At 66.1% G+C, this 13837-nt stretch carries 6 protein-coding genes and 4 pseudogenes; 5 read left to right on the top strand and 5 right to left on the bottom strand.

The annotated features are described in order from the left end of the window. Window positions 1-207: 207 nt before the first annotated feature. From AB0M18_RS35895 to AB0M18_RS35875, 5 genes are all read right to left on the bottom strand, one after another. The gene (locus AB0M18_RS35895) at window positions 208-1329 is read right to left on the bottom strand and encodes a dipeptide ABC transporter ATP-binding protein (protein ID WP_365765541.1); all 1122 of its coding nucleotides are present in this window, start codon (window positions 1327-1329) and stop codon (window positions 208-210) included. Window positions 1330-1334: 5 nt separating this feature from the next. Beyond that, window positions 1335-2444, bottom strand: a complete 1110-nt coding sequence (locus tag AB0M18_RS35890) for an ABC transporter ATP-binding protein (RefSeq protein WP_365765539.1) — start codon at window positions 2442-2444, stop codon at window positions 1335-1337. Then, the gene (locus AB0M18_RS35885) at window positions 2441-3439 is read right to left on the bottom strand and encodes an ABC transporter permease (protein WP_365765537.1); all 999 of its coding nucleotides are present in this window, start codon (window positions 3437-3439) and stop codon (window positions 2441-2443) included. Before AB0M18_RS35885 ends, AB0M18_RS35890 begins: the two co-directional genes overlap by 4 nt. Window positions 3440-3565: 126 nt before the next feature. Further along, a complete protein-coding gene (locus AB0M18_RS35880) occupies window positions 3566-5317 on the bottom strand; it encodes an ABC transporter substrate-binding protein (RefSeq protein WP_365765535.1) in 1752 nt (583 codons plus the stop codon). 107 nt (window positions 5318-5424) lie between these two features. Continuing rightward, entirely contained in the window at window positions 5425-6426 is a 1002-nt protein-coding gene (locus AB0M18_RS35875) for an ABC transporter permease (RefSeq protein WP_365765533.1), read from the bottom strand. Between the two features lie 1582 nt (window positions 6427-8008). On the opposite strand from AB0M18_RS35875, the gene AB0M18_RS35870 reads away from it, so the two are divergent. The 5 genes and pseudogenes from AB0M18_RS35870 to AB0M18_RS35850 all read left to right on the top strand — a co-directional run. Further along, window positions 8009-9268, top strand: a complete 1260-nt coding sequence (locus AB0M18_RS35870; RefSeq protein ID WP_365765531.1) for an amidase family protein — start codon at window positions 8009-8011, stop codon at window positions 9266-9268. Between the two features lie 1506 nt (window positions 9269-10774). Further along, window positions 10775-11190 (top strand): annotated as a pseudogene (locus AB0M18_RS35865) (transposase family protein); the annotation flags it as partial. Window positions 11191-11430: 240 nt separating this feature from the next. Then, window positions 11431-12635: pseudogene (locus AB0M18_RS35860) on the top strand (IS110 family transposase). 163 nt (window positions 12636-12798) lie between these two features. Then, a pseudogene (locus tag AB0M18_RS35855) lies at window positions 12799-13006 on the top strand (IS5/IS1182 family transposase); the annotation flags it as partial. A gap of 155 nt (window positions 13007-13161) precedes the next feature. Then, window positions 13162-13728 (top strand): annotated as a pseudogene (locus AB0M18_RS35850) (transposase); the annotation flags it as partial. Window positions 13729-13837 lie beyond the last annotated feature (109 nt).

Genomic DNA, 13837 nt, shown 5'->3' with positions numbered 1-13837 from the left:
CGCCCGCGACTACGAAACCCGGCCCACCCGCTCCGAAGCCATGATCCACATCGCCATGACCGACCTCGCGGCCCGCCGCCTCACCAGCGAGAACATGATCTCCTGGCGAGACCGCCTGCGAAGCAGCCGATCTCGGGATAAGACAGCGGGATAAAACGACTTCTTAGGGGCACCCCCCACGCCCGCGCCAGCCCCAACCCGCTCACGTCAGCCGCAGCAGCCATCCTCACCCTCACGGTCTACACGTGAAACAGGCTCCATGTTCGCGTCAGGCCCTTTCGTAATCGCGCCCCCCGCCGGCCTCTGCGCCGCCGGCACCGTCACACCCTCCGCGTTCTCCGGGTGATGGCACGCCACGCGCTGGCCCGGGCGGAGTTCCAGGAGCGGGGGTTCCTGGGTCTTGCAGACCTCCGTCGCCTTCCAGCAGCGGGTGTGGAAGCGGCAGCCCGGCGGCGGGGCGATCGGGGAGGGGACGTCGCCGGTCAGGAGGATGCGGTCGGTCTTCTGGCCGCGGCGGCGCGGGTCGGGGATCGGGACCGCGGACATCAGGGCGCGGGTGTACGGGTGCAGCGGGGACTCGTAGAGGGACGTGCGGTCCGCGAGCTCGACGATCTTGCCGAGGTACATGACCGCGATGCGGTCTGAGACGTGGCGGATGACCGACAGGTCGTGCGCGATGATCACGTACGTGAGGCCGAGCTCTTCCTGGAGGTCGTCCAGTAGGTTGACCACCTGCGCCTGGATGGAGACGTCCAGGGCCGAGACGGGCTCGTCCGCGACGACCAGCTTCGGCTTCAGGGCCAGGGCGCGGGCGATGCCGATGCGCTGGCGCTGGCCGCCGGAGAACTCGTGCGGGTAGCGGTTGTAGTGTTCGGGGTTCAGGCCGACCAGGCCGAGCAGACGCTGGACCTCCCTTTTCATGCCGCCCTCTGGCTCCACGCCCTGGAGCCTGAAGGGCGCCGAGACGATCGAGCCGACCGTGTGGCGCGGGTTCAGCGAGCCGTACGGGTCCTGGAAGATCATCTGGACATCGCGGCGCAGCGGGCGCATCTTCGCCACCCCGAGGTGGGAGATGTCAGCGCCCTCGAACTCGATCTTCCCGCCGGTGGGCTCGAGCAGACGGGTGATCAGGCGGCCCATCGTCGACTTGCCGCAGCCGGACTCGCCGACCACGCCGAGGGTCTCACCGGGGTAGACCTCGAAGTCGATCCCGTCGACCGCCTTGACCGCACCGGTCTGGCGCTGCAGCAGGCCCTTCCTGATGGGGAAATGCTTCTGCAGGCCGGTGACATTGAGCAGGGGTTCCCGCGAAGCCGAGGATTCCACGATATTGCTCACAGCTTCGGCCCAATCTCTTCGGTCCAGATCCGGGCCCGTTCGTCCTGTGGCATGTGGCAGGCGGAGAAGTGCCGGCTACCGTCGGCGGACTCCGTCAGCTCGGGGCGTACGGTCCGGGTGATGCCGTCCTTGGGGACGTCGGCGTACGGGCAGCGCGGGTTGAAGGCGCAGCCGCTCGGGACGTTGATGAGACTGGGCGGGTTGCCCTTGACCGGGATGAGGCGGTCGGTCTGCTCGCGGTCGATGCGTGGCATGGAGCCGAGCAGTCCCCAGGTGTAGGGGTGCTGGGGTTGGTAGAAGATGTCTTCGGCCGTGCCGCGCTCCACGCACCGGCCGCCGTACATCACGAGGATGTCGTCGGCGATCTCTGCGACGACGCCGAGGTCGTGCGTGATGATGACGACCGCGGAGCCGAACTCTTTCTGCAGGTCCCGGATCAGGTCGAGGATCTGGGCCTGGACGGTCACGTCGAGCGCGGTGGTGGGCTCGTCCGCGATGAGCAGCTCGGGGTTGTTGACCAGCGCCATGGCGATCATGGCGCGTTGGCGCATACCGCCGGAGAACTCGTGCGGGTAGTTGTCGAAGCGCTTGGCGGGCTCGGGGATGCCGACCCTGTCGAGGAGTTCAACGGCCCGCTTGCGGGCGGTCTTCTTGTCGACCTGGTTGTGGACTCGGTAGGCCTCCACGATCTGGTGGCCGACGGTGTAGTACGGGTGCATCGCGGACAGCGGGTCCTGGAAGATCATCGCCATCTCGCGGCCGCGCATCCGGCGTACCTCGTCGGGGTTCGCGGTGAGCATCTCCCGTCCGCCCAGCCAGATCTCGCCGGAGATACGGGCCTTTCGCCGGCCGTACTGGCCGACGGTGTGCAGACCCATGATGCCGAGCGAGGTGACTGACTTGCCGGAGCCGGACTCGCCCACGATGCCGAGGGTCTTGCCCTTCTCCAGCTGGAAGGTGAGTCCGTCGACCGACTTGACCAGGCCGTCGTCGGTCGGGAAGTGGATCTTGAGGTTGCGGACGTCGAGGAAGGCGTCCGAGGGGGCGTTGTGCTTGAGGGCCGGCTCGCCCGCGGCGGTTCCGGTCTCGATCAGCTTGTCGGTCATGCGAGCCTCACTCGGGGGTCGATCACGGCGTAGAGAAGGTCCACGAGGAGGTTGGCGAGGACGACGCAGGCAGCGGTGATGAGCGTGACCGCCAGGATGATGGGCAGGTCGCGTTCGCTCACTCCCTTGATGGCGAGGCCGCCGAGCCCCTTGAGATTGAACGCCGTCTCGGTCAGGATCGCGCCGCCGATGAGGGCGCCGAGGTCCATGCCGAAGATCGTCAGGATCGGGGTCATGGTGGAGCGCATGGCGTGCTTGCCGAGCACGACCGGCTCCGGGAGACCCTTGGCCCGCGCGGTGCGGATGTAGTCCTCGCCGAGGACCTCCAGCATGGTGGCGCGGGTGAGCCGCGCGTACATCGCCGCGTACAGGAAGGCGAGGGTCACCCAGGGCAGCAGCAAGCCGGCGAACCAGCCGCCGGGGGACTGGCTGAGCGGTACGTACGAGGCGTCGAGCCAGCCGAGCTGGGTACGGAAGACCAGCATGGCCAGCATGGCGGTGAAGAAGATGGGGAGCGAGACGCCGCTGAGCGCGGTGATCATCGCCACGCGGTCGATGACGGTGCCGCGCTTGAGCGCGGAGAGCACACCGGTGGAGACACCCATGATCAGCCAGAGCGCAGCGGCACCGATGACCATGGAGAGGGTCACGGGGAAAGCGTCGACGAGCATCGACGACACGTCCTGCTCGGTGCGGAACGAGTAGCCGAAGCACGGTGCCGCGCAGTGGATGCTGTCGCCGCCGCCGACATAGTCACGGCCGGCGAAGATGCCCGAGACGAAGTGCCAGAACTGCACCAGGATCGGATCGCCCAGGCCCAGCTTCTGACGGATGCCCTCGATGGAGGCCGGATCCGCCTGCTTGCCGACGAACATCGCGGCAGGGTCACTGCCGGTCATCTTGGGGATGAGGAAGAAGATGCTGAGCGTCACCAGGGTGACGACGAGCAGCATCAAGACGACTGCGAAGAGCCGTCGGATTATGTATGCAAGCATGCGGTCGGCCGGTCGGCGGCCGGGGGATCCGATCGGGTCCCCCGGCCGCCGCGTACAGCCCTCACCTGCCCTTCGGACCTAGCGGCGGGTGCGCCGTTGGAGCGAGTTGGTTACGGACGGGGCCGGCTACTTCACGACGCCGAGCGACGCGTAGTCGTAGCGGCCGTTGTAGGCGTCGGCCGTGTAGACGTTGGTCAGTCGCGAAGAGCGCCAGATGATGTTCTTCTCGTGGGTGAAGGGCAGGTACACCGCGGCGTCCGAGACCTTCGTGTTGATCTGCTTGTAGAGCTCGCCGGCCTTGGTCGGGTCGGTCTCCTTCAGCGCCTGGTCGAACAGGCCGTTGATGGCCGGGTCGTTCAGCTCGGAGAAGTTGTTGTTACCGCTCTGCAGGATGAAGCGACCGTCCACGAGCGGCTGCAGGAAGCCCTGGCCGCTGGGGAAGTCGGCGCCCCAGCCCATGATGATGATGCCGTAGCCCTTCTCCTTGACCACCTTCGGCGAACCGATGATGCCCGAGGTCTGGGCGCCGTCGAACTGGTCGATCTGGGCGTCGATGCCGACGGCCTTCAGCGACTGCTGCAGAGACTCGGCGGTGGCGATCTCGATCTTCTTGTTGTTGCGGACCGCGATCGTGGTCTTGAAGCCGTTCGGCTGGCCGCACTTCTTCAGCGCTTCCTTGGCCTTGGCGATGTCCGGGGCGCCGGCGAGCTTGCCGTACGGGTCGGCCTTCGGGTCGGCGCCCTTGATCGCAGGCGGCAGCATGTTGGAGGCGATGTCGCCACCGGCCTGCGGGCCGCCACGGGCGGTCTGCAGGGACTTGGAGTCGGCCGCGTAGATGATGGCCTTGCGGCACTCGACGTTCGGGATCACCGTCTGCGGGAAGACCGCGTAACGGATGAAGCCGGTCTGCGGGTTGTCCGCGTTGCCCTTGCGCTGCTGGAGCACCTTCTGGCGGGCGGCGGCGCCGATACCGGTCGCGTTGAGGTCGAGGTCGTACTCGCCCTCGATGAGACGGTTGTCCATGTCGTCGGCGTTCGTGGTGAACGTGACGCTGATCTTGTCCGGCAGGGCCTTGCGGATGGTGTCCGACTTCTGGTCCCACTTGTCGTTGCGGACCAGCTTCATGGACTTGTTGGGGGTGTACGACTCCCACTTGTACGGGCCGGAGGAGAACGGCCTCAGGCCGTACCGGGCCTTGGTGTCCTTGTCCTGACGGACCGGGGACGCGGTCGGCATGGCCAGCATCTGCAGGAAGTCACCGTTGGCGACCGGCAGCTTGAAGACGATCGTCTTGTCGTCCGGGGTCTCGATCGCCTTCAGGCCGAGCTTGTCCGCGGAGGTGTCCTTGTACGGACCCTTGTACTCGGACTTCGGGTCGAGGACCTGCTGAAGGTAGATCGGGCCGCCGGAGATGACGTCCTGGGCCCAGACGCGCTCGATGCCGTACTTGATGTCCCTGGAGGTGATCGGCTTGCCGTCCTCCCAGGTCACCCCGTCCTTCAGTGTGAAGGTGTAGGTCAGGCCGTCGGCCGAGACCTTGCCGGTGTCGGTGGCGAGGTCCGGGACCAGCTCGGTGGAGGCGGCGCCGGGCTCGGCCTTGAAGGAGACGAGCTGACGGGTGTAGTAGCGGGCGAAGTCCCACACGAAGCCGTAGTAACCGCGCTGCGGGTCCCACGAGTCGGCTTCCTGCGAGCCGATGAACTTCAGCTCGCCGCCCTTCTTGTCGGAGGGGCTGGCGACCTTGTTCACCGCGGCGTCGAAGCCGGGCGCACCCGCCTCGCCGCCGTTGCCGCCACAGGCGGTGGTGACGACCATCGTGGCCGCGGCGAGCAGCGCACCGGCGGCGATTCTGCGCCTCTGGGAGCTGTTCAGAGTCATCGAGCAACCTCCGAAATAATGGCGGCCGTTGTCACGGTGGTCCGCCGTTGGGGGATGGCCTCCTGTCGACAGCGGCAGGGGCTGGTCTTGCGGGGAACGGCGTACGGTCAGCGGGAGCTCTTCGGGTCGAGGGCGTCACGGACGCCGTCGCCGAAGAGGTTGAACGCAAGCACGGTGATGAAGATCGCGAGGCCGGGGAAGATCATGAACAGCGGGTCTGACTCGTAGGTGGTGATCGCCGTCGAGAGCATCTGGCCCCAGGAGGCGGTGGGCGGCTTCACGCCCGCGCCCAGGAAGCTGAGGGCCGCCTCGGTCAGGATGTTGGTCGGGATCATCAGGGTCGCGTAGACCGTGATCGGGGCGATCAGGTTCGGCAGCAGCTCGCGGCGCAGGATGTAGAAGCGGCCTGCGCCCAGGCTCTGGGCGGCCTCGACATACTCACGGTTGCGCAGGCTGAGGGTCTGCCCACGGACGATGCGGCCTACGTACGGCCACCCGAAGAAGCCGATCACGACCACCAAGGCCAGGATGCGTACGCCCGAACCATCGAGGCCGAGCAGCGATTTGGGGAGGACTGAGACCAGCGCGATGGTGAACAGCAGCTGCGGGAAGGCCAGCATCACGTCCATGACCCGGCTGAGCGCCGCGTCGGCCCAGCCGCCGAAGTAGCCGGCGATGATGCCGAGGACCGTGCCGAGCGCCACCGCGAACAGGGCGGCGGCGAAGGCGACGATCAGCGAGATCTGGGCGCCGTAGACGATCCGGCTGAACACGTCACGGCCGTTGACCGGCTCGACTCCGAGCAGGAAATCGCCGCTGATGCCGCCCCACGAGCCGATCGGGGTGCCGAACAGTGGGTCGATCCGGTCTTCGTGGAACTGGTCCGGCGGGTGACCCAGGAGACCGACGATGACCGGGGCGAGGATCGCGACAAGTATCAGGACGAGGACGACGAAGCCACCCGTGAGAGCGAGCTTGTCCTTCTTCAGCCTGGTCCACGCGATCTGCCAGGGCGAACGGCCTTCGATCGCGTTGGCCGGCGCGTCGGGCACGGCATCGACGACGGCGGACCGTTCGGCAGCATTCGTCTCGTGCAGTGGTGCCGTCATCGTGGTGAGACCCCTCTCGGCCGTCGGGCGGCCGGCCCTTGCCCGCCGCGGGGTAGCGGCTCGGTGGATCCAGATGAACCAGAACAGCACTCCCTAGCGTCGGCGAACTGCCCTCAGCGGAGATCGTCTGCGGGGAGTCCACGCCTGTCGTCGCCTGGGGGGGTACATGTTCCGTACGGATCCCTGGAAAGCGCAGCCGCGCTTCTGATAGCCCTGGTGAAAGGCTTCATCCAATTCCCGAAACCTTCGCATCCCGAACTGGCTTCCGACCTGAGTAACCTCTACTTGCAGGCTCGGGAACAGGCTGCGAAGGCTTCCACCATCAGCGCGTCGATCGGGTGACATCAAGCCCGAGCCGCGATCGTGCCATCTGCCACCGGCACGATAGGAAACGGGGCTGCCGGAAGCGACTCGTGGGTCTCGCACGGGTCGGCGCAGACTGCTTCCGGATCTTCAGAGGGATGTAAAGGGCGACATCACGTTGCGGCAATGATCCACCGAGGGCCATGGCGCTAAGGTCCCAGTCACGTGAACGCACATGTTCCCCTCGCGGGACCTCCTTCGCCGCCCGTCACGGCCAGCGCATACGCCGGGGACACCTCGGGCCCGTCAAGCCAGTCAGTCTGGGATCACCGGTCCTGCCGCAGACCGGCACGCCCCTCGCAGCGGTGAGACGATCTGCCGAGATCCCCCGTGTTGCCGGCCAGTCCTCGCCGCGGCACGGCACCCCACGTATGAGTCAGCCTGGGCACAGCCTCGCCGTACCGGTCAACAGCAGTCGCCCCGCCACACGCACCATGCTGAAGACCAGGACGCTGTGGGATGCAACGGCACTTGCGTTGTCATTGGCGCCCACACAGCGACAACCTCCGCCATACTGTGAGCCCGTTAGCCGTCTGAGCTGCGACTCCAACAGAAAGCCAAGGCGGCATGCCAGCGACCTGAAGCCCTTGGATTCGAGCAGATTCGAGGCATGACTGTCGTGATTGGGTTCATCGGCGAGCCCGATGCAGTTGTCTGGGCAGACGAGAGTTCCGATGGCGAGGCTCGGCACTACCTTTACGAGCTTCGGGAGAGTGGTGCCCCTTTTGTGCATCCCCGCTCCCGCTCTGAGTGACACAACGGGCGTGTACAGGAGACCCACAAGATCGAGGTGGCGTACGGACCAGCTGCCTGGTCTGAGGTCCTCGGAGACCACTAGGGATCTTCAGCAAGTGCCTTCAGGCGTCTGCGACCGGAAGGGCGCGGTGAACAACTGGAGGCCGGGCCCTCCTCGCAGTGGCCAGGCCAGCGAAACGATACTGAACGGCCCCTGCCCAAATGCGGCCGTCACGAGAGTGCCGGAGTCTTCGACCCCGCTCGATCAGGTGGTGCCAACGTCCGCCGAACGGCACAAGATACCGGTGAGTAGAAATTGCTCAATGCGGCCGATCTGTGGCGCGGCTAGCGTGATCAGGTCACTGACCGCCAAGAAGCAAGGCGGGGACTCAGAGTGGGGGAGCACATGGTCCGATGGGTCGGGCGCAGCGCCACTGCAATTGCCGCCGCCGTACGCAAAGGCGAGGCGACACCTCAAGAAGTAGTGGACGAGCACCTGCTTCGCATCCGGACCATGGACTCGGGGATCGGTGCCTTTCGCGAGGTGCTCGCTGACCAGGCACTGCGTGATGCGGACACCCTGGGACGGCGCCCCGATCTCGCTTCGCTCCCTCTTGCAGGGGTCCCCATCGCAGTGAAAGACAATCTGCCACTAAAAGGGGTGGCTACACGCAACGGATCGGCGGCGACGAGCGACACCCCAGCACGCCGAGATCACGAAACGGTGCGCCGACTGAAAGAGGCGGGCGCCATCGTCATCGGTGTCACCACGGTGCCCGAGCTATGCGTCTTTGGTACTACGGACGGTGTCCTAGGGGTTACCCGTAACCCCTGGGACCGAGGCATGAGCGCTGGAGGTTCCTCCGGGGGCAGCGCAGCAGCGGTGGCCGCGGGTATGGTCCCGATCGCCTTGGGAAGCGATGGCATGGGATCAATCCGAATCCCCGCGGCAAGCTGTGGTGTCGTCGGACTGAAGCCAGGAGAAGGGCTTGTGCCCCGGGATCTGGGCTCGAACGGCTGGTTCGGAATGGCTGAGAACGGACCCATCGCCAGGTCGGTGGAGGACACCAGACACATGCTGGCCGTCCTGTCCGGCGACGCCTCCATTGCCACGGCCCCAGCGGACACGCAGCCTATGCGGGTGGCCGTGTCCCTCCGCCCCCCAACGCCGCACATTCGCGTCGCCCCTGAGTGGGAGGCCGCCGCAGAGGCAGCCGGACTACTGCTCGCCGCATGCGGCCACGAAGTCACCAGCGCCGAGTTGCCAACCCCTCTGTGGCTAGGGCGCGCCGCGATGACCCGCTGGATGGCCGGCACCGCCGCCGATGCCCAGGGCCTGGATCCCAACCTCCTCACATCACGGACACGTACGCACGCCGCAGTGGGGCGTGCCGTCGCCTTTGCCGGCATGGTCAAGCCCGCGCATCGCGACCGCTGGAGAGCACGGCTCGAGAAATTCTTCAATTCCTACGACGTTGTGCTCACACCCGCTCTGGCTGGGCCGCCGCCAGCAGCACGGGAATGGCACACCAAGAGTTGGCTGGCGAATATTCGCGCCAATCTAGCCTTCGCCCCGTTCAGCTTCCCCTGGAATCTGGCCGGCTGGCCCGCTCTCGTTGTACCGATGGGCATGTTCCACAGCCGGGAGACTTCCCTTCCGCTATCCGTTCAACTCGCGGCACCAACGGGCATGGAAAGAACACTTCTCCAACTCGCGTCCCAGCTTGAACGGATGAGGCCCTGAGCGTGAGCGGCACGCAGCACTCCCCGGCTACGCAGGGCGCCGAGCAGTGCTGAAGAAGGAAGAAGACATTTTAGCGTGCAGCGCACCATCGTCTTCATCGACGCACCCCGCAATGGTGGAGTCCGCCGGCGCTGCAGCGGAGCGCGCATCACAGCAGAAGATGCTTGGCAGGCCGCCGCATTCGAGCCATGGAAACGAGGCAGGAGTCCCGCCAGCTGTGCTCGGCTTCGGCCTCCATTAGGACCGCGCCAATCGCCTCCAACTCTCCAGCGAAATTACTTAGCTGACCAGGCTGTCAGCCGCGAGAGCGGCAGCGAGGTATGCGTGCTACGGCGAATGGCCCATCGCAGTCCTGGGCGAGTTCAGCGAGCCGATGGGAAACCTGCTTTGCACCGCCGAGTCGAGCGGCGTCTGCTATTGATCAGAAAGCCATGAATGGCGCTGCGCTAGAGAGATCACCCACCCAGCCCAATTACACAAGCGACCCATCGGCGACGCTAAAATTCGATCACAGGAAAATATTCCAGTGCTAAACGAAGTCGAAAGTGTCGTGCCATATTTTTAACCCGGCGGTGAAATCCGCACACACCGGGTCGGATGGGTGGATTCCTCTCACTCATCTGGTCGACGACCGCTCGCCAACCCGGCCGGGTGCACAGATTTGAGGACCCGAAGAATCTGGAGTGCAGCTTGTTCAGTAGTAATCAGTCATGGATGAACATCTTCCTAGCTGGGTGCGCCTCTCTTTTTCTATGCTTCATAGCTCTCCCGCTGCTATTTGCTCCACTCCGTTGGGCAAAGTGGTTTCAATGGAAAGTTCCAGTGGAGAACAACGAAATCACTGTTTACCTTGGGCGCTGCCTAGGTGCCGTGGCGCTCGCTATAACTTTTGCGGCCTTTTCGGCTACGCGAAACCCAGGGCAAACATCCATAGTCCTCGATCTATTCATCTTGATTTCACTCCTGATGGTGGTAATACACGCCTGGGGGGCCATTCGCCGGACACAGCCGTGGACGGAAACTGTCGAAATATTCCTCTATTCCGCAACGTGTGCCGGATCTGTATACTTTCGATATTTTGCCCCAGCTTGATCACTGGCGATCCGGGAAATTGGCGCAATCAGATGACGCTGAAGGCGAGTTACTGATTCCCAATCATGTTTGTCAAGCGGTCTGGTGACGTGGAGTGAGACGGTCAAGCCGGTGTGTGGGCGGGCGGGTGCTGGAGGTCTGTGGTGAAGGTGCGACGGTCGCGTATCAGCGCCCAGAGGACGTCGAGGTGGCGGCGTGCGAGGGCGGGGATCTGCTTGTGACTCTTCCTTCGTTTCGCTTGTGGTCGTGAAAGGTCTTCGAGGTGAGGCAGAACCGGGCGGCGATTTGAGCGGAGAGGTGGAAGAGGCGTAGGAGCCGGCGGTGGTAGCGGTGTGGTCGGCTGCCGAAGGCGTCCATGTCCCCGCCGGTGCGGGCGATGAATTCGGCCCCGAGTGATGGGCCCATGCCGGGCATGCTGTCCGCACCTCGTCGTCGAAGGCGTTCGCGCTGCTGGATGGGGCCTTGTCGCCGGTCGACAGGCCGCCTCCTATGGGCCTCATACGCTCTGCCAGGCGCTGGCCACGACGTCCGGCCGCCCGTGAGCACGCGTCATCGACACACTCGCCAAAGCTGACATCAAGTGCTGGGCGGACAAGGGATACCGAGGCGCCGGAGGCACGGTCCGCGTCCCGTGCTGGGGCCGCTGGGACCCTCTCCACAGGCCAGAAGTCGGCGAACCGGTCCCACGCGAAGATCCGGGCACGCGTCGAGCGGGCCTCGCCACCCTCAAGTCCTGGCGGCTCCTCGGCCAGCTCCGCCGCTCGACCACCCGCGTCACGAGCCTCGCTCAGGCAGTCATGACCCTGCGTCCGGCCAGCTCAGACCGATGATGGAAAAGGCTCCTTACCTTCTTGGCGGGTCGGTTCCGCTCATTCGTACGATCGGGAGGCCCAGGGGTGCCGGGTGTGGCTCAAAAAGCTCATGCCGATCGTGTGGCTTTCAGTGATTGGCCGCCCGGCGCCTCGCGACGACACGGCCACTCATTGGGATGCGCGAACCTCATCGCTTCGTAAGGACACGTCGGCGTGGTCGTCTGCCGGGACCAGGAAACGGATCCTCGAGGAGGCACAGTGCCGCAGTTGTGGGCGGGAGTGGACGCGGGCAAGAGCGAGCATCACTGCACGGTGATCGACGCCGAGGGCGAGCGGAGGCTGTCCCGGCGGGTGGCCAACGACGAGACGGTTCTGCTCGAGCTGATCGGCGAGGTCCTCGACCTCAGCGAGGGCGAGCCGGTCAGCTGGGCCGTCGATCTGAACGCGGGCGGCGGCGCGCTGCTGATCGCCCTGCTGGCAGCCCACGGACAGAAAGTCCTCTACATCCCGGGCCGGACCGTCCACCACGCCTCCGGCTCCTACCGGGGCGACGGCAAGACCGACGCCAAGGACGCCTACGTCATCGCCGACCAGCCCGTATGCGCCGCGACCTGCACCCCTTGCAGGAACAGGACGAGATCGCCGTCGACCTGCGGATCCTCACCGCCCGCCGCTACGACCTCACCGCCGACCGCACCCGCGCCATCAACCGGCTGCGCGCCCAGCTCCTGGAGTACTTCCCCGCTCTGGAACGCGCCTTCAACTACAGCACCTCCAAGGCCGCCCTCGTCCTGCTGACCGGCTATCAGACACCGGCGGCCCTGCGCCGGATGGGCCAGTCCCGCCTGAGCACCTGGCTGGCGAACCGCAAGGTGCGCAACGCCCCGGCGGTCGCGGGCACCGCGCTCGAAGCGGCCCAGGCCCAGCACACGGTGATTCCCGGCGAAAGGACCGCGGCGGCCATGGTCCGCACCCTGGCCGCCGCGGTGATGGCCCTGGACGAGGAGATCGCCCGCATCGACGCGCTGATCGAGGTACGGTTCCGCGAGCACGCGCACGCCGCGGCGATCACCAGCATGCCAGGCATGGGCAGCCTCCTGGGCGCCGAGTTCATCGCCTGCACCGGCGGGAATCTGGACGCAGTCGGCAGCTCCGGCCGCCTGGCCGGCATCGCCGGCCTGGCCCCCGTTCCCAAGGACTCCGGACGCATCAGCGGCAACATGCGCCGGCCGCACCGCTACCACCGCCGTCTCCTGCGTGTCTTCTATCTGTCCTCCCAGGTCGCCGCCCGGTGTTGTCCGACCTCCAAGGCCTTCTACGAACGCAAGAGGGGCGAGGGCAAGTCGCACAAGCAGGCCGTCCTCGCCCTCGCCCGGCGCCGCCTCGACGTCTTGTGGGCCCTCATACGCGACCAGCGGACCTTCACCACCGAGCCACCTCAACGCGGCCTCGCAGCGACATAACGCGGTCACCGTCCGCTACCGCCACCCTTGACAAACCTGATTGGGAATCACTGAGAGCCCTTTCCAACCTGCTGGCGTGGCCTGGCAGGTGGGCTGACAGGCGGGTGAAGCCCCTGGTAGATGGGTTTTCGACCAAGAGAACCGTCTCGACCAGAGGCTACGCGTGCTTGTTTACCCGTCGGGCGTCGACGTGTCCAGTTCCGCCCTCCGCTTCCTCGCACAGCGGTCGCGGCGGCATCGTCGTGCGATCCGGTCCCGCTGGTGGCGGCTGAGCCCGGGGCGTCATGCCCCGCTCACGCTCGCCCATCTGCGGGTGGGCCACACATAACACCCAGCTCGCGGCCGGATTCGGGGCCGGGACCACGACCGCCCAGGAGGGTGACCTGCGGGTGCCGGCTGTCACCGTCCGGGCGTGCCCTGGCCGCGCTCGTGTACCCGCGCGGGAGCGACACGCTGAGGCGGGCTCGCGGCGGGTTCCGGGATCAGCCCGGGCACCGCCCCCGCCCGCGTCTACGCCGTGATCGGCCACGATCAGGCCGGGAAGAACGGCGGCAACTCGCGCAACGGGAAGCGGTCCAAGACGGTCGTCACGGACGTCGGGCCGGTGCAGATCGCGGTCCCGCGGGACCGGGAAGGCTGTTTCGAGCCGCAGATCGCAAAGACGCGGCTGCGTCGGCTGACCGGTGTCGACGAGATGGTGCTGTCCCTGTCCGCGAAGGGTCTCACCACCCACGGGGATCGCCTCTCACCTGCCGGGGCTATGGCGCCGATGCGTCGAGGCAGACGATCTCCAACATCACCGACTCGGTGATGGAGGGCGTGACCGAGTGGCAGGCCCGGCCACTCGATTCGGTCTATCCGGTGGTCTTCATCGACTGTGTGATCGTGAAGATCCGCGACGGGCAGGTCGCCAACCGGCCCATCTATGTGGCCTTGGCGGTCACGGCCGAGTCACCGTGACATTCTCGGCCTGTGGGCCGGCGGCGAGGGCGCCAAGCACTGGCTTCGCGTGCTGACCGAGTTGAAGAACCGCGGCCTCGATGATGTCCTCATGCTCGTCTGCGACGGACTGAAAGGACTGCCCGACGCGGTCGGCGAGGCCTGGCCGAAGACCGTGAGCCTGTTCAGTGTGGGCGCTGATCGGGTGGTGGCGGGGTGGCGTGACGGACGAGGCTCTCGAGAGGTTGAGCGGGATGTCTGAC

Source organism: Streptomyces sp. NPDC051909 (assembly GCF_040681095.1).
Taxonomy (GTDB): Bacteria; Actinomycetota; Actinomycetes; order Streptomycetales; family Streptomycetaceae; genus Streptomyces.
This window is presented reverse-complemented; position numbering and strand designations above follow the sequence as displayed.